The 19,727-nt window shown below is 71.5% G+C and carries 16 protein-coding genes; 12 read left to right on the top strand and 4 right to left on the bottom strand.

Translation table 11 applies throughout. From position 1 onward, the window contains the following. The first annotated feature begins 468 nt into the window (after window positions 1–468). The 3 genes from ACIP94_RS17965 (at window position 469) to ACIP94_RS17955 (ending at window position 3,626) form a co-directional block, all read left to right on the top strand. Window positions 469–1,155 (top strand): ScbR family autoregulator-binding transcription factor, encoded by a 687-nt coding sequence (locus ACIP94_RS17965; protein WP_402426067.1) that lies wholly within the window; start codon window positions 469–471, stop codon window positions 1,153–1,155. A gap of 444 nt (window positions 1,156–1,599) precedes the next feature. Beyond that, on the top strand, window positions 1,600–2,832 hold the full coding sequence (locus ACIP94_RS17960) for a cytochrome P450 (protein ID WP_402426065.1): 1,233 nt from the start codon (window positions 1,600–1,602) through the stop codon (window positions 2,830–2,832). 161 nt (window positions 2,833–2,993) lie between these two features. Next, the gene (locus ACIP94_RS17955; protein WP_402426063.1) at window positions 2,994–3,626 is read left to right on the top strand and encodes a ScbR family autoregulator-binding transcription factor; all 633 of its coding nucleotides are present in this window, start codon (window positions 2,994–2,996) and stop codon (window positions 3,624–3,626) included. A 36-nt stretch (window positions 3,627–3,662) separates the two neighbouring features. On the opposite strand, the gene ACIP94_RS17950 is transcribed toward ACIP94_RS17955, so the two are convergent. After that, entirely contained in the window at window positions 3,663–4,937 is a 1,275-nt protein-coding gene (locus tag ACIP94_RS17950; protein ID WP_402426061.1) for a M6 family metalloprotease domain-containing protein, read from the bottom strand. A gap of 684 nt (window positions 4,938–5,621) precedes the next feature. Here ACIP94_RS17950 and ACIP94_RS17945 point away from each other — a divergent pair. Beyond that, window positions 5,622–6,266, top strand: coding sequence for a TetR/AcrR family transcriptional regulator (locus ACIP94_RS17945; protein WP_402426059.1), 645 nt, complete (start codon window positions 5,622–5,624; stop codon window positions 6,264–6,266). A gap of 313 nt (window positions 6,267–6,579) precedes the next feature. Next, on the top strand, window positions 6,580–8,124 hold the full coding sequence (locus ACIP94_RS17940; protein ID WP_402426057.1) for an MFS transporter: 1,545 nt from the start codon (window positions 6,580–6,582) through the stop codon (window positions 8,122–8,124). A gap of 260 nt (window positions 8,125–8,384) precedes the next feature. On the opposite strand, the gene ACIP94_RS17935 is transcribed toward ACIP94_RS17940, so the two are convergent. After that, window positions 8,385–8,888: a MarR family winged helix-turn-helix transcriptional regulator gene (locus ACIP94_RS17935; protein WP_402426055.1), complete on the bottom strand. Its 504-nt coding sequence runs from the start codon at window positions 8,886–8,888 to the stop codon at window positions 8,385–8,387. A 142-nt stretch (window positions 8,889–9,030) separates the two neighbouring features. Between ACIP94_RS17935 and ACIP94_RS17930 the strand changes: the two genes are divergently transcribed. Continuing rightward, on the top strand, window positions 9,031–9,798 hold the full coding sequence (locus tag ACIP94_RS17930; protein WP_402426257.1) for a dioxygenase: 768 nt from the start codon (window positions 9,031–9,033) through the stop codon (window positions 9,796–9,798). Between the two features lie 10 nt (window positions 9,799–9,808). Here the strand turns inward: ACIP94_RS17930 and ACIP94_RS17925 are convergent, their stop codons facing one another. Further along, on the bottom strand, window positions 9,809–10,327 hold the full coding sequence (locus tag ACIP94_RS17925; RefSeq protein ID WP_402426053.1) for a GNAT family N-acetyltransferase: 519 nt from the start codon (window positions 10,325–10,327) through the stop codon (window positions 9,809–9,811). A 168-nt stretch (window positions 10,328–10,495) separates the two neighbouring features. Between ACIP94_RS17925 and ACIP94_RS17920 the strand changes: the two genes are divergently transcribed. Together ACIP94_RS17920 and ACIP94_RS17915 are read left to right on the top strand one after the other, a co-directional pair. Then, on the top strand, window positions 10,496–11,494 hold the full coding sequence (locus ACIP94_RS17920) for an RNA polymerase sigma factor RpoD/SigA (protein WP_402426051.1): 999 nt from the start codon (window positions 10,496–10,498) through the stop codon (window positions 11,492–11,494). A 475-nt stretch (window positions 11,495–11,969) separates the two neighbouring features. Further along, the gene (locus tag ACIP94_RS17915; RefSeq protein ID WP_402426255.1) at window positions 11,970–12,560 is read left to right on the top strand and encodes a TetR family transcriptional regulator; all 591 of its coding nucleotides are present in this window, start codon (window positions 11,970–11,972) and stop codon (window positions 12,558–12,560) included. Window positions 12,561–12,653: 93 nt separating this feature from the next. Here the strand turns inward: ACIP94_RS17915 and ACIP94_RS17910 are convergent, their stop codons facing one another. Continuing rightward, the gene (locus ACIP94_RS17910; RefSeq protein WP_402426049.1) at window positions 12,654–13,625 is read right to left on the bottom strand and encodes a helix-turn-helix transcriptional regulator; all 972 of its coding nucleotides are present in this window, start codon (window positions 13,623–13,625) and stop codon (window positions 12,654–12,656) included. A gap of 61 nt (window positions 13,626–13,686) precedes the next feature. On the opposite strand from ACIP94_RS17910, the gene ACIP94_RS17905 reads away from it, so the two are divergent. The 4 genes from ACIP94_RS17905 to ACIP94_RS17890 all read left to right on the top strand — a co-directional run bounded on the left by ACIP94_RS17905 (window position 13,687) and on the right by ACIP94_RS17890 (window position 19,559). Further along, window positions 13,687–15,198 (top strand): MFS transporter, encoded by a 1,512-nt coding sequence (locus ACIP94_RS17905; protein WP_402426047.1) that lies wholly within the window; start codon window positions 13,687–13,689, stop codon window positions 15,196–15,198. A gap of 230 nt (window positions 15,199–15,428) precedes the next feature. Continuing rightward, on the top strand, window positions 15,429–16,190 hold the full coding sequence (locus ACIP94_RS17900) for a DeoR/GlpR family DNA-binding transcription regulator (RefSeq protein WP_402426045.1): 762 nt from the start codon (window positions 15,429–15,431) through the stop codon (window positions 16,188–16,190). Next, complete coding sequence (gene pfkB, locus ACIP94_RS17895; protein WP_402426043.1) at window positions 16,187–17,140, top strand: 1-phosphofructokinase; 954 nt, start codon at window positions 16,187–16,189, stop codon at window positions 17,138–17,140. Before ACIP94_RS17900 ends, pfkB begins: the two co-directional genes overlap by 4 nt. Window positions 17,141–17,348: 208 nt before the next feature. Beyond that, window positions 17,349–19,559: a fructose-specific PTS transporter subunit EIIC gene (locus tag ACIP94_RS17890; RefSeq protein ID WP_402426041.1), complete on the top strand. Its 2,211-nt coding sequence runs from the start codon at window positions 17,349–17,351 to the stop codon at window positions 19,557–19,559. The last annotated feature ends 168 nt before the right edge of the window (window positions 19,560–19,727 follow it).

Genomic DNA, 19,727 nt, shown 5'->3' with positions numbered 1-19,727 from the left:
CGTTCGTGTCGCCGTGCGTTCGTGTGTCGCCGTGCGTTCGTGTGTCGCCGTGCGTTCGTGTGTCGCCGTGCGTTCGTGTGTCGCCGTGCGTTCGTGTGTCGCCGTGCGTTCGTGTGTCGTTGTACGTTCGCGCGGTGCCGTGTGGTCGAGTATCTCCGGGTCTTCTGTGGTCCCCGCAGCCATGGTTTCGGATGTCGTGACCGTCATCGGGTTCCCCCTGGTTGGGTTCGGTCAGGTGTGAAGCGCGGGAGCGAAGATACGTACCATCCGGTTTTTATTTCAAGGGTCCCCCTGCCTGGCTCCCTGGGGCCGCTGTGGGATTGCCGGATTTCGTAGGGTAAATGCGTCCGATTAGGGGGTCGAAGTTTCAGGGTTGAAAAACCGTATGGCTGGTTTTATTGTCCTGAAGCATCGACGGGGACCGTCCGGTCTCTTTCCCCGCGGCGCGGGCTGGTGCGGAGGGTGCTTGTGGCACGGCAGGAGCGGGCCATTCGGACGCGGCAGGCGATTCTGCTGGCCGCGGCCGAGGTGTTCGACGAGGTCGGGTACGAGGCGGCGACGATCTCCGACGTACTGCAGCGGTCGGGGATGACCAAGGGCGCCCTCTACTTCCACTTCACCTCGAAGGAAGAGCTGGCCCAGGCCGTTCTTGCCGCGCAGGTCTCCTCCCTCCCGCGCGTTCCGGAGCAGGAACTGAAGTTGCAGGAGTCGCTGGACGAGGCGCTGCTGCTGGCCTATCTGCTCCGGAAGGACACCGGTGATCCGATCGTCCAGGGCAGTGTGCGGCTGACCGTGGACCAGGGGTCGCCGAAGGACCACCTCAACCGGCGGGTGCCGATGCAGGCGTGGACCGAGCACACGCGGGCCCTTTTCGAGGAGGCGAAGCTGCGGGGCGAGATCCTGCCGCACGCCGATGTCGATGCTCTCGCCAAACTGTTCGTGGGGGCCTTCACGGGTGTCCAGGTCCTTTCACGGATCATGACCGAGCGGGCGGATCTGGCCGAGCGGGTCGCGGATCTCTACCGGCATCTGATGCCCGCGGTCGCCGTGCCGGGGGTGCTGGTCCGCCTGGACTTCTCCCCCGACCGGGGGCCGAAGGTGTACGAGGCCGCCGTGAGGCAGCGCCAGTCGGAGGCGGCGAGCGCGGCTCCGTGAGGGGGCGGGGGGAGGGTTGCGGTGGCGGCGGGGCTTCAGTGGCGGCGCAGGGTCGCTGTCGCGCCGCCGGTCCGGGCAAGTCAGCCGACTGTCCACCGTCCACCGCCGACCGCCGACCGCCGAGTGTCGGGTGTCGACCGCCGACCGCCGACCCCCAAGTGTCGGGCGCCGACCGCCGACCGCCGGGCGCCGGGCGTCGGGCGTCAGGCGAGGCGAAAGGGGGGATGCGGGAGTTGGGATCGGGAGTGGGAGTGGGACGCGGGAGCAGGATGCGGGAGTTGGGCGCCGGACCGGGCGATGGAGCCGGGTGGAGCCTTCCGGCTCCCGCGCGGGGGCGGACGCGTCTCCTCTCCTCCGTCCAAGTGAGTGAGTTCCACCGTGGTGCGCCGGGTGGTGTGCCGCGTCGAATGCCGAACGGGCCGACCGACCGAACGGAGTGCACGGATGGAGATGACCGGATGCCCGTACGCCCTTGATGTGACGGGGCGTGATTTGGGCGGTGAGACCGCCATGTTGCGGGCGCAGGGGCCGGCCGTCGAGGTGGAGCTGCCCGGCGGGGTGCGCGCCTGGGCCGTCGTGCGACAGAGGTATGTCAAGCAACTCCTCCTGGATCCACGGGTGTCCAAGGATGCCCGGCAGCACTGGCCCGACTTCGTCGAGGGACGCATCGGCGCGGACTGGCCGCTCTACCCGTGGGTGGCGAACGAGAACATGCTCTTCGCCTACGGGGAGCGCCACGGGCGGCTGCGCCGGCTGGTCGCCGCTGCCTTCACCGCGCGCCGCACGCAGGCCCTGCGGCCCCGGGTCGAGGAGATCACCGAGGAGCTGCTCGACGAGCTGGCCACGCTGCCGGCGGGGGAACCGGTCGATGTGCGGGCCCGGTTCGCCAAGCCGCTGCCCATGCGGGTGATCTGCGAGTTGTTCGGCGTCGCGGAGGAAGCCCGTGAACCCCTGTGCGCGGACCTGGACCTCGTGTTCGGTACGGCCGTGCCCGGCGACGAGATGGCCGCGGCGCAGGTAAGGGTCTTCGGGATGCTGGCCGAACTGGTCGCCGAGAAGCGGGCCGTGCCCGGTGACGATCTGACGACCGCTCTCATCGAAGCCCGCGACGGCGTCGACGGCCGGCTCACCGAGCAGGAACTCCTCGGCACCCTCTATCTGATGATCGCCGCCGGCCAGGAGACCACCTGCACCTTCATCACCAACACGATCGGTGCGCTGTTGGCCCACCCGGAACAGCGCGCGCATGTGCGAGAGGGCCGTGCCCAGTGGGCCGACGTGGTCGGTGAGACGCTGCGCACCCACAGCCCCGCCGCGTACTCGCCGATGCGCTTCGCCGTCGAGGACATCGACCTGGACGGCGTGCGGATCGAGAAGGGCGACCCGATCCTGGTCTCCTTCGCCGGTGCCGTCTCGGATCCGGAGGCGTACGGGGAGGACGTCGGTGTCTTCGATGTGCTGAGGACCGGACGGCGGGACGATCTGGGCTTCGGGTACGGCGTGCACCGTTGTGTGGGCGCGCCGTTGGCCCGGCTCGAGGCGACCACCGCGCTGTCGGCGCTCTTCGCCCGCTTCCCCGATCTGGAGTCTGTAATTCCGGTGGAGGGGGTGGAGCCGGTGCGGTCCTTCATCGTGAACGGGTACGGATCACTTCCGGTCGTACTGCGTCCGAACTGATCCTGTTTCTCTGCCGGTTCGGGCGGGATCCTGTGCTTTCGGGTGAGGGGATTCCGCCTTCCCGGGCGCGTCACGGGAAGGCCCCCGGGATGGTTGCCCATGCAATTGAAAACCGCATGTGCGGTTTGTTATGCTCCTGATCCAGCCCAACGGAGCGTGTGATGGCCAAGCAGGAACGTGCGGTACGAACGCGCAACGCCTTGATCCAGTCCGCCGCCGAACTCTTCACCCAGGACGGCTTCGAGTCCGTCTCGCTCTCGGCGATCAGCGCCCGGGCGGGGGTCAGCAACGGCGCGCTGCACTTCCACTTCCCCAGCAAGGCCGCACTCGCGGCGGCGGTGCGGGACGCGGCGGTCCGGCGGTTCGGTCGGATCACCTCCGCCGAGCGGCCGCCGCCGCAGCTCGGCGGTTCCCTGCAAGCGCTCGTCGACACGAGCCACGCCCTGCTCCAGAGCCTGCGCCACGATGTCGTCCTGCGCGCCGGGTTCGACCTCGGCGACAGGGCGCGGGACGCGCGTCGGAACGGAGACCTGTACGAGCGGTGGCACGCCTGGGTGGAGGACGCCGTCGTGCGAGCCGCGCACGAGGGGCTGCTCTCCGATGTGCCGCAGCGCGATCTGGTGGCCACGGTGGTCGGCGCGACGGTCGGCTTCGCCGCGCTCGGGGAGTGCGATGTGCGCTGGCTGTCGCACACCACCCTCACCCGCTTCTGGTCGCTGCTCCTGCCCCGCATAGCCTCGGCACCGGCACTGCGGGGGGTGGCGGCGGCAGGACGGCCGGCGGAGGCGAGCTGACCTTCCGGCCCGGTCCACGTCGCCCGGCCGGGGGGGTCAGCGGCGGGTCACGTGCACCCGGTAGTTGCCCGACCGGTCCTTCCCCACCACGCTGATGACGACGCCGGCCCTCGTGTCCTTGAAGGACTGCCCGGGCACGAACGTCGCGTCGGACAGCTCGGCCTGCACATTGGGGCTGCGGGTGCAGCCGCCGCTGCCGGGCCGGGAGTCGCGGACCGCGATGGGCCCGTTGCCGGTGTCGACGTCCGCGTCGACGCGGTAGACGAGGATCCCGGGCCGGCACACCGCGGCGTCGTTGCCCTCGCGGGTGCGCAGTTCCAGGGCGTATCCGGCCCGGGAGCTGAGCGGTACGAAGACCAGCTTGCGTCCGCCCTTGCGGGCCAGCGGGGTCAGTGTGTACGCGGTCGTGCCGCGCGTGGTGACGCAGGCGACCTGGGAGTCCTCGAGCCAGCCGAGCTTCCACTTGTGCCAGCCGAGCAGGTCGTTGTCGGCGCCCCAGTCCTCGCTCATGATGTCCCAGTGCCCGACGGCGGTGCCGCCCTCCTGGGTGTAGAGGTCGGGCAGGCCGAAGGTGTGGGTGTTCTCGTGGGGCAGGACCCGGTAGCCGGTCACGGAGTAGGAGCCCGAGCCGTCGTCCTGGCGGCTGTAGATGAAGGACGCGTTGGCGATGGGGACGCCGTCGGCGAGGGGCGCGTCGGCGTTGCCCGCGAAGGTCACGGACAGAACGGTGTCCAGGGCGGAGGGGCCGGCGTTCGGGGTGGCCAGCACGTTCAGGATGTCGTAGCGGCGGAAGTCCACTTCCGCGTCGGCGGCGGCGACGATGTCCTGGACGAGCTGGCGGTAGCCGGGATCGAAGGGGGCGCCGCGCTCTATCCCGTAGGCCTTGAACGGCTTGGGCATCCGCAGCCAGTGACGTATGGGGGCCTCGGGGCGGTAGTCGAGGCGGCCGTAGGAGCTGGTCGTGAACCACTGCCGGGTCTGCGGGAAGAACTCCGCGAACCGGTTGAGCGCGCTGCCCTGGCCGGGGGCGTCGGAGAAGTCGATCATCAGGATCAGGGCGTGGACCGTGCCGGTGGAGTGGGCGTAGCCGGAAGAGGTCGGGATGCCTTCGGACATCTGGATGTTCGGATGGCCGTGGATCATGCAGGGGCGCAGTGCCGAGGAACGGGCCGGGGCGATGGGGCCCGCCGTCGTGGGGCCCGCCGTGAGCTGTCCGGTGCCGGCGGCGGTGGCGACCACCAGGGTCAGAGCGGTGACCGAGGCCAGGGAGGCGGCGCGGCGGGGGTGTACGCGGCGACGGGACGGCTGCATACGGTGGCCCTCCGCTCCCACGGCAGCCGCCGGTCCCCGGCTGCACCCTTGCGATCACCCTCCGGCGCTCGGTCCGGGGGCGCGCGCTGGAGGAGCCCGAACGAGGGGTTCTCGGGCGCGGGCGGGGTGAAGGCGGGGGAGGGGAGGCGTGAACTGGGGGAACGCCGTGGGGAGGGGGCCGCGGGGGCGAGGCCACCGTATGTGCCGCGGGGAGTGAGGTCGGGAGCGGGTCGTCCCGGCTGGGAGTGAGGGTGGCGGGTGGTCGTCCCGGCTGGAGAGTGGGATGGGAGTAGGGGTGGGAGCGGGTCGTCCCGGCTGGGAGTGAGGGTGGCGGGTGGTCGTCCCGGCTGGGAGTGAGGGTGGCGGGTGGTCGTCCCGGCTGGGAGTGGGATGGGAGCGGGGGTGGGTGGGAGCGGGTCGTCCCGGCTGGGGAGTGGGGGGTGGGAGCGGATCGTCCCGGCGGGCAGGGTCGGCGTCGCATCCCCCGAGGGGGCGGATGTCCCCGAGGCGGCGGATGTCCCCGAGGCGGCGGATGTCCCCCCGAGGCGACGGGTGTGACGCAGCTCACATGAAGTGGAGCCCCAGGGGGAAATAACCGGGGACCGAATCCCCGTTTAGACCGGTGTCCAAGCGAAACGGAGAAGGATTCCCCGGATCGCGCCCCGCTCACCCGAGGAGTACGCCGTGCCGACCGCGACCACCGTGCAGCGCCGAGCGTCCCGGCCGCGCGCCGACGCCCAGCGCAACCGGGAGCGGATCGTCACCGCCGCCCGGGAGATGTTCGTCGAGTTCGGGGCCGATGTGCCGTTCGACGAGATCGCCCGCCGGGCCGGTGTCGGCAATGCCACGGTGTACCGCAACTTCCCCGATCGCGACGCACTCGCCCGCGAGGTCGTCTGCTCGGTCCTCGACCGTACGTCCGAGGAGGCCGAGCGGGCGCTCGCCGAGTGCGCCGACGCCTTCGAGGCGCTGGAGCGCTTCGCGCACGCCGCGGCCGACGAGCGGCTCAGCGCGCTGTGCCCGATGCTCTCCGACACGTTCGACCAGAACCACCCCGACCTCGAAGCCGCGCGTGAACGGATCGAGCGGCTCATCGAGGACATCATGGAGCGGGCCAAGGCCGCCGGACAGCTCCGTCCCGACGTGGGCGTCGGTGATCTGACGATCGCCGTGGCCCAGCTCAGCAGGCCGCCGGCCGGGACGGAGTGCCTCAGCGTGGACCGCTTCATGCACCGTCATCTCCAGCTGTTCCTGGACGGACTGCGGGCCCCGGCCCGCTCCGAGCTGCCGGGTACGGCCGTGACCATGGAGGATCTGCGCCGACCCTGAGCGACCTGTAGCGAGCACCAGCGACCCGTACCGATCAGTTCCGCGAACTCAACCCGTCCATGCCGGTGGACGTCTGTACCGATGGACGTCGTGCCGACGGATGTCAGTGCCGGCGGGCGTCCGCGAGGACGTACCTCCGCGCGACCGACGACGTCTGCGGCGAACCCGTACGTACACGTACGTTCCACGGCGCGGCAGATGTGACCACGACAGACGCTCCGGCCGCCACCGCCGACGAGCCGTGCCGTTCGACGCCCTTCTCCGCCTCCTAGTTCCGACCTTTCCGTCACGAAGTCCCGAAGTGGGTACCTCCATGTCCGCACCTGCCCGTAGCGCCCCCGGCGCATCCACCCCCGACAACCATCGCTGGCGCGCGCTCGTCTTCATCGCGCTCGCCCAGCTGATGGTCGTCCTCGACGCCACCATCGTGAACATCGCGCTGCCGTCCGCCCAGCGGGACCTCGGGATATCCGACGGCAACCGTCAGTGGGTCGTCACCGCCTACGCCCTCGCCTTCGGTGGTCTGCTGCTCTTCGGCGGCCGTATCGCCGACCTGTGGGGCCGCAAGCGCGCGTTCGTCATCGGTCTGACCGGTTTCGCCGCGGCCTCCGCGCTGGGCGGCGCCGCGCAGTCCGGCGCGATGATGTTCGGCGCCCGCGCCCTCCAGGGCGTCTTCGGCGCCCTGCTCGCCCCCGCCGCGCTGTCCCTGCTCGCGGTGATGTTCACGGACGCCAAGGAGCGCGCCAAGGCGTTCGGCATCTACGGCGCCATCGCCGGTGGTGGCGGTGCCGTCGGTCTGATCCTCGGCGGCTTCCTCACCGAGTACCTGGACTGGCGCTGGACGTTCTTCGTCAACATCCCGTTCGCCATCGTCGCGGCGGCCGGCGCCTACTTCGTCATCCGGGAGCCGGAGGGCGGCCGCAACCGCTCGCCGCTCGACATCCCGGGTGTCATCCTCTCCACCCTGGGCCTGGTCTCCCTTGTCTACGGCTTCACGCGCGCCGAGTCCGACGGCTGGAGCGACTCCGTGACGGTCGGTCTGTTCGTCGCGGCGGCGGTCCTGCTGGTGGCGTTCGTGGTCACCGAGTCCCGCGTCAAGGCCCCGCTGCTGCCGCTGCGCGTGGTCACCGACCGCAACCGTGGCGGCGTCTACCTCTCCCTCGGCCTCGCGATCATCGCGATGTTCGGCACGTTCCTCTTCCTGACCTACTACCTCCAGGTCGTGAAGGGCTACTCGCCGGTCAAGACCGGCTTCGCCTTCCTGCCGATGGTGGCCGGCATGATCACCGGCTCGACCCAGATCGGTACCCGGCTGATGACCCGCGTCCCCGCGCGGCTGCTGATGGGTCCCGGTTTCCTGGTCGCCGCCGTCGGCATGCTGCTGTTCGCCCAGCTGGAGATCGGTTCCTCGTACGCGACCCTCGTGCTGCCGGCCCTGCTGCTGCTCGGCCTCGGCATGGGTTCGGCGTTCATGCCGGCCATGTCCCTGGCCACGCACGGTGTGCAGCCGCGGGACGCCGGTGTCGCCTCCGCGATGGTCAACACCTCCCAGCAGGTGGGCGGTGCGATCGGTACGGCCCTGCTGAACACGATCGCGTCCTCGGCGACCACGTCCTACGTCAAGGACCACATCGCGACGGCGGCCTCCAAGCCGCAGCAGCAGCTGGTCCAGCTCCAGGGCATGGTGCACGGCTACTCGAATGCGATCTGGGTCGCCGTCGGCATCCTCGCGCTCGCCGCGGCGGTCGCCCTGACCTTCGTCAACGCCGGACGTCCGGGCGCCGTGCAGGCCTCCGGCACGGGCGGCGCGGGCGAGGGCCTCGAGGACGAGGTGCAGGTGCCGGTGGTCGCCCACTGACCGCAGGCGTGGGCGTCGTCCGCTGACCGCAGGCGTGGGCGTCGTCCGCTGACCGCAGGCGTGGGCGTCGTCCGCTGACCGCAGGCGTGGGCGTCGTCCGCTGACCGCAGGCGCGTGAGGCCTTCCGCGCGGTACTTCGCGTCACGGCACTCCGTGTACGGGCAGGGCGGGGACGTCTCGCCCGTGCCTCCCGGGTCCGCCCCGGCTCCGCCACCCCGGCGGGGCCGGGGCGGTCGGCTGTGCGGAGGCGGGCCCGGGGTTCAGCGGAGCCAGGGCAGGTCCGCCCCGGCCTCCTTGGGCTGCAGCCCCTCCGCGATGACCGACATGATCTCGCCGAGGGACTTCTGCTGCTCGGGGGTGAGCCGGTCGAACAGGGCCTGGCGCACGGCCGCCACATGGCCGGGCGCGGTGCGGGCCAGCACCGCGTAGCCCTCGTCCGTGAGGACCGCGACCTGTCCTCGCTTGTCGGAGGGACAGTCCTCGCGGCGCACCCAGCCGTTCTTCTCCAGACGGGCGATGGCGTGCGAGAGCCGGGAGCGGGTGATCTTCGCCCCGATCGCCAGCTCGGTCATCCGCATCCGCCTGCGCGGCGCCTCGGCGAGCTGGACGAGCAGTCCGTAGTACACGTGCGGCATGCCCGCGTCGCGCTGGAGCTGACGGTCCAGGTGGTCCTCGAGAAGGGTGACGGCGTGCATGTACGCACGCCAGGTGCGCTGCTCCTCGTCGGTGAGCCAGCGGGTGTCCTCAGCGGGTGCCGTGTTCATGTGCTCCACTGTACGAGGCTCCTCCTTGAAACTTAAACAAGTCGGCGCTACGCTGGCAAGAGCTTGATACTTCAAGCAAAAATGCCCGGAGGGAGCCGCCGCCATGTCCGCCGTCACCGAGGAGCGCACCGCGCCCGAGCGCATGCCCGCCCTCTATCTCAGCCATGGCGCGCCCCCGCTGGCCGACGACCGGGTCTGGCCCGGCCAGCTCGCCGCCTGGTCCGCCGGCCTGCCCCGCCCCCGGGCGATCCTCATGGTCTCCGCCCACTGGGAGGAGGCACCGCTCGCCCTCGGCGCGGTGGAGACGGTCCCGCTGGTCTACGACTTCTGGGGCTTCCCCGAGCACTACTACCGGGTGACCTACGCCGCCCCGGGCGCCCCGAACCTCGCCGACTCCGTGCGCAAACTGCTGCGCGCCCCCGGCGTCCCGGTCCAGGACTTCCCCGATCGCGGTCTGGACCACGGCGCGTATGTGCCGCTGGTCGAGATGTTCCCCGAGGCCGACATCCCGGTTCTGCAGATCTCCCTGCCGACCCTCGACCCGGTCAAGCTCGTCGGGATCGGCCGCAGGCTGGCCCCGCTGCGCGACGAGGGCGTCCTGATCATCGGCTCCGGCTTCTTCACCCACAACCTGGCCGCCCTGCGCCACACGGGCGGGGGAGTGCCCGGCTGGTCGGCGGAGTTCGACGACTGGGGCCGCCGCGCGCTGGCGGCCGGCGACATCGACGCACTCCTCGACTTCACCCGCAAGTCGCCGGCGGGCCGGCTCGCCCACCCCCGCACGGAGCACTTCGCCCCGCTCTTCGTGACGCTGGGCGCGGCGGACGCCACGGGAGAGCTGGACACACAGCGGTCGGTGATCGACGGGTTCTGGATGGGGCTGGCGAAGAGGTCGGTGCAGTTCGGCTGACCGGCCGCGGTCACAGCTCCTTCTCGTACCAGGCCACGTCCCAGTACCGGCCGAACTTGCGGCCCACCTGCCGGTAGGTGCCCACATGTCGGAAGGCGAAGCGTTCGTGCAGCCGCACGGACGCTTCGTTGGGTTGGGCGATGCCCGCGTACGCGCGGTGGAGGTCCTCGCCGGCGAGCGCCTCGAAGAGGGCCTCGTACAGCCTCGTGCCCACCCCGCGGCCCGTGGCGTGGGCGGCGAGATAGATCGTCACCTCCACCGAGGTCGCGTAGGCGGGCTTCGCGCGGAAGCCGCTGGATGTGGCGTACCCCAGGATCTCCTGTGAGTCGCCGTCCACGGCAACCATCAGCCGGTGCGGTCCGTCTTCAGGGTGGGAGAGCAGCCAAGGACGTCGCTCTTCCGGCGTGAAGACCGCGGTATCGAAGGTGATCGGCGTCTCACGTACATAGTGGTTGTAGATGTCTGTGAGGGCCTTGAGGTCGTCCTCGACGCCCGGCCTGACCTGCACCTCTGTACGTTCCGACACCATCCCGCCTCCCTGATGGCGGCACAGGGTACTGCATGATCAGAAAAAACGAGGGGCAGGTTGGGAATTCTGTCCGGATTGCAGTCGTTGTTTCCTTCGGATGCCGGGCACCCGGAAGGGTGACTCAAGCGCCACAACCATCCGCCAGCCCACCATCGCAAGGGAGCACGCATGGCAACCCGTGCCGTCGCCCGTCGCCAGGCCGCCGATGGCGAGACCGTCGACGCGGCAAACAGTGTTCGCGCCCATGGCGGCGAGATCGCCGATCGCGACCTGGTCGGCATGTACCTCGACGAAATCGCGCGTACACCTCTGCTCGACGCCGCCAAGGAGGTCGAGCTGTCCCAGACCATCGAGGCGGGCGTGTTCGCGCGGCAGATCCTCGACGGTGAGGAGGAGGCCAAGGCGGATGCCACCCGTGAGGAGTTGGAGGCCCTGGCCGCCGAGGGCGAGCGAGCCAAGGACATCTTCATCCGCTCCAATCTGCGGCTCGTCGTGGCCGTCGCGCGCCGCTATCCGCGCAGTGGCCTGCCGCTGCTCGACCTGATCCAGGAGGGCAACGCCGGCCTGGTGCGCGCGGTCGAGAAGTTCGACTACCGCAAGGGCTTCAAGTTCTCGACGTACGCGACCTGGTGGATCCGCCAGGCCATCACCCGGTCGATCGCCGACCAGTCCCGGACCATCCGGCTCCCCGTGCATCTGGTCGAGGAACTGGGCCGGATCCGCCGGGTGCAGCGTGAGTTCAACCGTGAGCACGGCCGGGACCCCGAGCCCGCCGAGATCGCGACCGAGCTGGACTCGACGGCGGAGCGCATCAGCGACGTCCTCGACTGGGCCCGCGACCCGGTGTCGCTGAACATGTCGGTGGACGACGAGGGCGAGACCCAGTTCGGCGACCTGCTCGAGGACACCTCCGCGGTGTCTCCGGAGCAGTCGGTCCTCACGCTGCTGCGCAGCGAGGAGCTGGACGACCTCATCGGCCGGCTCGACCAGCGCACGGCGTCGATCATCAAGATGCGGTACGGCATCGAGGACGGCCGGGAGCGCACCCTGACGGAGGTGGGCAAGGAGCACGGCCTGACGCGTGAGCGCATCCGCCAGATCGAGAAGCACGCGCTGCTGGAGCTGAAGAAGCTGGCCCGGGACACCGGGTTCGACGCGGCGGCGTGACGGCGACCGCGGGGCCGGGACGCGAACCGGCCCCTCGCGCCGGGTGGTGCGACTTGGCGCTGTTGCATCGCTTCAACCCGCCGGGTCCGGGGCACAAGACCTCCGGGCCCCCGCGCACAGGCCGGACCCCGCGGTCCGCGCCCCCGGAGCCGAGTCCCGACGCACTCCCCCCGGCGGCGGGACTCTTCCGGAGCCGGGCTCCGGCGCCACTCCCCCCTGGCGCCGGAGCCCGGCTCTTCCTGTGTCCGCGAGGTGCGGAATCCAGGGACAGGCCGACCAGGCCGCCCCGGACCTGAACCCCGGGGCGGCCCGGATGGCAGATTGTGCCACAGCGGCATAACCTGCCGTCGTGACCGGTACCAACCGTACGGGCGGGACCCCGTCCCGCCGTACGACGCAACAACCCGAAGGCGCCTCCGGGGACGGGCGCGACAAGGGAGAGTCGCTGATCGAGCGGCGCAAGGCGGCCACCCGTATGGAGATCGCCCGGGCCGCCGCGGGCCTGTTCATGGCGAACGGCCTGCGCGCCACCCGGGCCGAGGACATCGCCCGCGCCGCCGGAGTCGCCCCGCGCACCTTCTACCGCTACTTCGCGACCAAGGAGGAGGCGCTCGCGCCGCTGTTCTCCGAGGGTGCCCATCGATGGGCACAGGCGGTCCGTGAGGCCCCCGCCGAGCTGAGCGTCGCCGAGGCGCTGCGCCACGCGGCGGCCCACACCCTGACCCCGGGCGCGGGCGTGTCCGCGACCTCCCTGGAGTGGGTCCGCGCCCTGCTGTGCCTCATCGACACCAACTCCGCGCTCACCAGGGTCTGGGCCGAGATCTGCCAGGCCGCGGAGCGGGAGCTGGCCGAGGTGCTGGCGCAGCGGACACAGGAAGGTGACGAGGCGTCAGTGGTCGTCACGCCCGCCCTCCGTTTCGCGGCCGCCATCGCCGGCGCCGCCGTGCGGGTGGCCGTGGAGACCTGGGCGGCGGGGAACCGGCCGGCCGACGGCCCCGACGGCCCGGCCGCCCTCGCCGTACGGAATCTGGAGGCCCTCGGGGAGTTCGCCTGGGGGAGCGGCTGAGGGCTCGGGCCGGATCGGACGGGCTCGGGCCGGGTCGGTGGGGCTCGGTTCGGGGCTCGGGCCGGGTCGGTGGGGCTCGGTTCGGTTCTCTCGCTACGGCCCCACGTCCGCCGCCCGGCTCAGGCGCGCCCCCAACTCCCGGGTGCGATCGACCAGTTCCGGCGGCGCCTGGACGGTGAACGCGCAGCCCACCAGGGCAAGCCGTACCGCCAGCCACTCCGCGGAGTCGTTCGTCGTGCCGCGCAGCCGGCAGCTGTTGTCGTCGAGGGGCTCGGGCGCGTCGAACCACCGGGGCAGGCGCGCCGCCACGATGTCCGCGGGCGCGGCGAAGGTCGCCTCGAACTCGTAGGTCTCCTCGCGTCGGTACATCGACCGCCGCAGATACTCCGCCGCGCTCTTCGCCGGCAGCTCGCGCGGCGTGAACCGCTCGCCCGTCGCGAAGGGCGCGGCGACCCGGTCGACCCGGAAGGTGCGCCAGTCGTCGCGTTCGAGGTCGTAGGCGACGAGGTACCAGCGGCGTCCCGTCGACACCAGCCGGTACGGCTCGGTCAGGCGCCGGGACTCCGTGCCGTCCTTGGCGCGGTAGGCGAACCGCAGCCGTTCCCGGCCCGCGATCGTCGAGGCCATCACGGTCAGTGTCTCCGGCGCGATGCTCGCCCCGTCGCCGCTGGTCAGCGCGGTGGTGGCCGCCTGGAGCGTGGCGACGCGATGACGCAGCCGGCCCGGCAGCACCTGTTCCAGCTTGGCCAGGGCCCGCACGGAGGCCTCCTCCACGCCCTCGACCGCGTGTCCGGCACCCGCGCGCAGCCCCACCGCGATCGCCACGGCCTCCTCGTCGTCGAGCACGAGCGGGGGCATGGCCTTCCCCGCGACCAGGCGGTATCCGCCATCGGCCCCCCTGCTGGCCTGGACCGGGTAGCCCAGCTCGCGCAGCCGGTCGACATCGCGCCGGACGGTGCGCCGGGACACCCCGAGCCGCTCGGCGAGTTCGCTGCCGGGCCACTCCCGGGGAGTCTGGAGCAGGGACAGCAGCTGGAGGAGCCGGGCCGGGGTGTCGGTCGTCATACGTCGAGGATGCATGAGTAAGAGGACATGATCTGACCTATTGGTCCCCTACCTTCCGAGCATGACCTCCACCGACAGCACACGCAGCACGGACGCGGGCGACCGGCGTCGCTGGTTCGCGCTCGCGATCGTGATGACCGCGGCCTTCATGGACCTGGTCGACGTCACGATCGTCAATATCGCGATCCCCTCCATCCAGCGGGACGAGGGCGCCTCCTTCAGCCAGATCCAGTGGATCACCGCGGGATACGCGCTCGCCTTCGCCGCCGGGCTCATCACCGGTGGCCGGCTCGGCGACATCCACGGGCGCAAGCGCCTCTTCCTGATCGGCGTCGGCGGCTTCACACTCGCATCCGCGCTGTGCGGCTTCGCCGCCGACCCGGAGATGCTCGTCGCCTCGCGGATCCTTCAGGGCGGGATGGCCGCGATGATGGTTCCGCAGGTGCTGTCGATCGTGCACGCCACCTTCCCGGCGCACGAGCGGGGCAAGGTCTTCGGCCTCTTCGGCGCCATCGTCGGGCTGGGCGCCGTCTCGGGGCCGCTGCTCGGCGCGCTGCTCACCGAGTGGAACCTGTTCGGACTGGAGTGGCGGCCCATCTTCCTGATCAACCTGCCGGTCGGCATCGGGGCCTATCTGCTCGGCCGGCGCTTCATCACGGAGTCGAAGGCCCCCCGGGCCCTGCGCCTCGACCTCGTCGGGGTGGCTCTGGTCACGCTCGGTCTGCTGATGCTGCTCTACCCGCTCACGCGCGGCCGGGAGCTGGGCTGGCCGCTGTGGGGGTATGGGTCGATGGCGGGCGCGCTGGTCGTCTTCGGTGCGCTGGTGGCGTACGAGCGCCGCAAGGCCGCCCGGGACGGCTCCCCGCTCGTCGAACTGTCGCTGTTCCGGGTGAAGAGCTTCGCCGCGGGCATCGCGGTGCAGACGGTGTTCGGGATCGGCCTCGGCGTCTTCTTTCTGGTCTGGACGCTGTACATGCAGGTGGGGCTGGGGTGGAGCGCCCTGCGGGCCGGTCTGACGGGTGTGCCGTTCTCGCTGGCGGTCTCGACGGCGGCCGGGATGTCGGTGCAGAAGCTGGTCCCGCGCTTCGGTCGCAAGGTGCTCCAGGCGGGCGCGCTGGTGATGGCGGCGGGTGTGCTCGTCTACATAGCCGAGGCCCATCGGTATGGGCTGTCCATCGCCTCCTGGCAGATGGCGCTGCCGCTGGTGGTCATGGGGGCGGGCATGGGACTGATCGTCGCGCCGCTGACGGACGCGGTCCTCTCCGAGGTGCCGCGGGAGCACTCCGGTTCGGCGTCGGGGTTGATCAACACGGTGCAGCAGATGGGCAACGCGCTCGGCCTCGGGCTGGTGTCGGTGGTCTTCTTCGGGGAGATCGGTGACCGGCTCGCCCCCGCCGCGGTGGGTCCGGCCTTCGTGCGCGCCTTCCAGCACGCGCTGGGCTGGGTCGCGGCCGTGCTGGTGGTGATCTTCCTGCTGATGTTCGCGCTGCCGAAGCGGCCGGCGCAGCACATGGACGGAGCCGAGGCGGAGGCGGACGCGGGGCTCGAGGGCGAGCGGGTGCTCGTCTCCTGACGGCGCGTCTGTGAACGCGCGGGGGCTCGTCCCCGCGCGTGCTCGGGGGGCGGTGGCGCCCGGCGGGTCGCGTTCTGCGCGCCCTCGCCGGGCGCCGCCGTGCGTGGGCCCGGCCACACTCCGCCCGGCTGTGTCCGTTCCGATGCCCGAACCTGTTTACTTTTCGGAAAGGGGGCCGTAGCCTCCGCTGTGAAACCACACGTTCGGGCATCAGTCGGAGGCGAACGGACATGTACGCACCGGAGCGGCAGCAGGAGATCCTCCGGCTTGCCCGTGACGGCGGCCGGGTGGACGTGATGTCGCTGGCCGAGGAGTTCCAGGTCACGGCGGAGACGATCCGCCGCGATCTCAAGGCTCTGGACCGCGCCGGTCTGGTGCGGAGGGTGCACGGCGGCGCCATACCGGCCGGGCGCCTGGACTTCGAACCGGACCTCGCGGAGCGGGAGTCCACGGCGGCCGACGAGAAGGACCGGATCGCGCAGGCGGCCGTCGCCGAGCTGCCGAGCGAGGGCACGATGATCCTCGACGCCGGCTCGACCGTCGCCCGGCTGGCCGGGGCCATCCCCCTGGACGCCTCTCTCACCGTCGTCACCCACAGCCTTCCCACGGCGGCCCGTCTCGCGGACCACCCCGGCATCCAGCTCCATCTGGTCGGGGGGCGCGTACGGCACCGTACGCGAGCTGCCGTGGACGCCTGGGCGCTGAGCGCGTACGCCGAGATCCGTGCCGATGTCGTGTTCATCGCCGCCAACGGCTTCTCCGGCGAACACGGACTGACCACGCCCGACCTCGCCGAGGCCGCCGTCAAGCGCGCCGCGATCCGCGCCGCCCGCCGGGTGGTGCTGCTCGCCGACTCCTCCAAGCACGGCCAGGAGCACTTCGCCCGCTTCGGTGACCTCGGCGATGTGGACCTGCTGATCACCGACAGCGGGTTGAGCCCCGAGGACGCCATCGCGATCGAGCGCGGCGGCACGGAAGTAGTGCGCGCATGATTCTCACCGTCACCCCGAACCCCTCCCTCGACCGTACGTACGAGGTTCCTTCCCTCGACCGCGGCGAGGTCATCCGGGCCACCGGTGAGCGGATGGACCCGGGCGGCAAGGGCGTGAATGTCTCGCGCGCGGTCGCGGCCGCCGGACGGCGCACGGTCGCCGTGCTGCCGCTGGGCGGGGCGCCCGGTGCGCTCGTCGCCGAGCTGCTCCACGACCAGGGCATCACCGTGGCGCCGGTGCCGGTCGCCGGAGCCACCCGGTCCAACATCTCGGTCGCCGAGCCCGACGGCACCCTCACGAAGATCAACGCGCCCGGACCCGAGCTGTCCCCCGGCGAGGCCGAACTGCTCCTGGAGACGGTCCGCGAGCAGTACCGCGCGGCTGAGACCACCTGGATCACCTGCTGCGGCAGCCTCCCGCGCGGTCTCGCCCCGTCCTGGTACGCCGACCTGGTCGCCCGCGCTCACGCCGCGGGCGCGAGGATCGCGCTCGACACCTCGGGGCCCGCGCTTCTCGAGGCGCTGGGCGAGCGCCCGGACGTGGTGAAGCCGAACGCCGAGGAACTCGCGGCGGCCGTCGGGCGCCCCCTCGCCACCGTCGGTGACGCGGCCAAGGCGGCCGAGGAACTGCGCGGCATGGGTGCGGGCGCCGTGCTCGCGAGCCTCGGCGCGGACGGGCAGCTGCTCGTGTCCGACGCGGGAGTGTGGTTCGGCAGCGCCCGCGTCGACGCCGTACGCAGCAATGTCGGCGCGGGTGACTCCTCCCTCGCCGGCTTCCTGATCGCCGGCGGCACCGGACCCGAGGCCCTGGCCTCGGCCGTCGCCCATGGAGCCGCGGCGGTCCGGCTGCCCGGCAGCGTGATGCCGACCCCGGCCGATCTGGACCCCTCCGCCGTGACGGTCACGTCGCAGGTGCCCCTGGACCGCGTCCTGACGGAGCCGGTGTCATGAGCGCGCGCCGCACCTCCCCGCGCCCGACTCGGCACCCGAGCGGTTCCCCCGAGGCCGGGGGGAGGCGGGATTTCCCCGGTCCCGTCTCCCCCCTTCTCCCCGTACGACCCCCCGCCCTCCCCTTCCTGCCCGAACCAACCCCCCGCACCCCCGTCCTCACCACCGCCCGTCACACCTCCCGGGCGATACGCGTGCGAAGGAGCCCGCGATGAGCGAGATGATCACCGCGGACCTGGTCGATCTCGACCTGTCCGCCGACACCAAGGAGGCGGCGGCACGTGCCCTCGCCGAACGGATGGTGGCCCAGGGCCGCGTGACCGACCTGGAGGGCTTCCTCGCGGATGTCGCGGCCCGCGAGGCGCAGATGCCGACCGGCCTCGACGGCGGCATCGGCATCCCGCACTGCCGCAGCGAGCACGTCACCGAGCCGACCCTCGCCTTCGGCCGCAGCGCACAGGGCGTCGACTTCGGCGCCCCGGACGGCCCGGCCGACCTCATCTTCCTGATCGCGGCGCCGGCGGGCGCGGACGACGCGCACCTGACGATCCTGTCCTCCCTCGCCCGCCAGCTGATGAACGCCGAGTTCACCTCCGCGCTGCGGTCCGTTGACGACGCGGCGGCCGCTGCCGCGCTCATTCGCGGTGACGAGGACCCGGCCTCGGCGTCGGCCGAGGGCTCCGAAGTCCTTGAGGGCTCCGAGGACGCCGAGGACGCCGAGGACGCCGAGGACGCCGAGGACGCTGAGGGGGGTTCCGCGGAGTCCGCGGCGGCTGGTTCCACTGCTTCCGCCGATGTCGCCGATGCAGCCGATGCAGCCGATGCCGCCGCGGGCGGCGCGGCCCCGGCCCCGGTGCCGGGCTCGCGCGCCGCGGAGGCGGCCGTGCCGGCTGCGGAGGCCGGCGGTGTTCCGGCCGAGCCCCTGTTCCGTGTCGTCGCCGTCACCTCCTGCCCCACCGGCATCGCGCACACCTACATGGCCGCCGAGGCGCTGGAGAACGCCGGCCGCGAGGCGGGCATCGAACTCGTCGTCGAGACCCAGGGTTCGGCCGGCTTCACCCGGCTCGACCCGGCCGTCATCGAGGCGGCGGACGGCGTGATCTTCGCCCATGACGTGCCGGTCCGGGACAAGGACCGCTTCGCCGGCAAGCCGACCGTCGACGTCGGCGTGAAGGCGGGCATCAACCGGCCCGCCGAGCTGATCGCCGAGGTGCGCGACAAGGCCGCGCGTGGCGAGGTCACCGCGGCGGCCGGCGCCCCGGCGACGCCGGTCGAGCGGTCCGGTGACGCGGGGGAGGGCTACGGCACCAAGCTGCGCAAGTGGCTGATGTCCGGTGTGAGCTACATGGTCCCGTTCGTTGCCGCGGGCGGTCTGCTCATAGCCCTCGGCTTCGCGATCGGCGGCTACAAGATCAACAAGGCGCCGTCGGTCATGGACCACTTCGTGTGGACCCAGACCGACAGCTGGGCCGCGCTGCTCTTCCAGATCGGCGTGGTGTCCTTCGGCTTCCTCGTCCCGGTCCTGGCCGGCTATATCGCCTACGGCATGGCGGACCGCCCCGGTCTCGTGCCCGGCTTCGTCGGCGGCTCGATCGCCCTCACCATCAACGCGGGCTTCCTCGGCGGTCTGGTCGCCGGTCTTCTCGCCGGCGGTGTGGTGATGGCCATCCAGAAGATCGAGATCCCGGCGGCGCTGCGCGGCATCATGCCGGTGGTGGTGATCCCGCTGATCTCCTCGGCGGTCGTCGGATTCCTGATGTTCGTCGTCGTCGGAAAGCCCATCGCCTCCGCGCAGAAGGGCCTGACCGACTGGCTGAACGGTCTGACGGGCACCAACGCCGTCCTGCTCGGCGCGCTGCTCGGCCTCATGATGTGCTTCGACCTCGGCGGCCCGGTCAACAAGGTCGCCTACACCTTCGCCACCGCCGGTATCGCGGTCTCCAACCCGAGCGACTCCGCGATGAAGATCATGGCCGCGGTGATGGCCGCCGGTATGGTCCCGCCGCTGGCGATGGCCCTGGCGACCACCGTGCGCGGCAAGCTCTTCACGCACACCGAGCGTGAGAACGGCAAGGCCGCCTGGGTGCTGGGCGCGTCCTTCATCTCCGAGGGCGCGATCCCGTTCGCGGCGGCCGACCCGCTGCGCGTCATCCCCTCGTCGATGGTCGGCGGCGCGCTCACCGGTGCCCTGTCGATGGCCTTCGGTGCCACTCTGCGCGCCCCCCACGGCGGCATCTTCGTGGTCCCGCTCATCGGCAACCCGTTCCTCTACCTGCTCGCCATCGCCGTCGGCGTGTGTGTGACCACGGCCCTGGTGGTGGTCCTGAAGGGCCTGCGCAAGCAGAACCCCGAGAGCGCGGCGGGCGAGCCCGGCGACGCCATGGCGCACCCGTCCGAGGCCAAGCAGCCGGTCGCCGCCTGATCGGGCACCGCAGCACAACACGCGTCGGCCGCAGCCCCGGTGAGGGCGTTGCGGCCGACGCGTGTGCGCGGAAGCGTCCGTTCGGCGGCGGGTGCCCCATTGAACCCTCTCTGAACCTCTTCATCACCTCTTCGCCCTACTGGTCGCACCTGCGAGATGCGTCACGGT

The organism is Streptomyces sp. NPDC093261 (genome assembly GCF_044753645.1).
Classification (GTDB): Bacteria; Actinomycetota; Actinomycetes; order Streptomycetales; family Streptomycetaceae; genus Streptomyces.
The sequence above is the reverse complement of the archived record's forward strand: the minus strand, read 5'-3'. Positions and strand labels throughout refer to the sequence as shown.

Bases quoted from the DNA above. Each gene is read 5' to 3' on its own strand.
- ACIP94_RS17960 (WP_402426065.1), top strand. From the start codon at position 1,600: ATGGAGATGACCGGATGCCCGTACGCCCTTGATGTGACGGGGCGTGAT.
- ACIP94_RS17955 (WP_402426063.1), top strand. From the start codon at position 2,994: ATGGCCAAGCAGGAACGTGCGGTACGAACGCGCAACGCCTTGATCCAG.
- ACIP94_RS17950 (WP_402426061.1), bottom strand. From the start codon at position 4,937: ATGCAGCCGTCCCGTCGCCGCGTACACCCCCGCCGCGCCGCCTCCCTG.
- ACIP94_RS17940 (WP_402426057.1), top strand. From the start codon at position 6,580: ATGTCCGCACCTGCCCGTAGCGCCCCCGGCGCATCCACCCCCGACAAC.
- ACIP94_RS17935 (WP_402426055.1), bottom strand. From the start codon at position 8,888: ATGAACACGGCACCCGCTGAGGACACCCGCTGGCTCACCGACGAGGAG.
- ACIP94_RS17930 (WP_402426257.1), top strand. From the start codon at position 9,031: ATGCCCGCCCTCTATCTCAGCCATGGCGCGCCCCCGCTGGCCGACGAC.
- ACIP94_RS17925 (WP_402426053.1), bottom strand. From the start codon at position 10,327: ATGGTGTCGGAACGTACAGAGGTGCAGGTCAGGCCGGGCGTCGAGGAC.
- ACIP94_RS17920 (WP_402426051.1), top strand. From the start codon at position 10,496: ATGGCAACCCGTGCCGTCGCCCGTCGCCAGGCCGCCGATGGCGAGACC.
- ACIP94_RS17915 (WP_402426255.1), top strand. From the start codon at position 11,970: ATGGAGATCGCCCGGGCCGCCGCGGGCCTGTTCATGGCGAACGGCCTG.
- ACIP94_RS17910 (WP_402426049.1), bottom strand. From the start codon at position 13,625: ATGACGACCGACACCCCGGCCCGGCTCCTCCAGCTGCTGTCCCTGCTC.
- ACIP94_RS17905 (WP_402426047.1), top strand. From the start codon at position 13,687: ATGACCTCCACCGACAGCACACGCAGCACGGACGCGGGCGACCGGCGT.
- ACIP94_RS17900 (WP_402426045.1), top strand. From the start codon at position 15,429: ATGTACGCACCGGAGCGGCAGCAGGAGATCCTCCGGCTTGCCCGTGAC.
- pfkB (WP_402426043.1), top strand. From the start codon at position 16,187: ATGATTCTCACCGTCACCCCGAACCCCTCCCTCGACCGTACGTACGAG.
- ACIP94_RS17890 (WP_402426041.1), top strand. From the start codon at position 17,349: ATGAGCGAGATGATCACCGCGGACCTGGTCGATCTCGACCTGTCCGCC.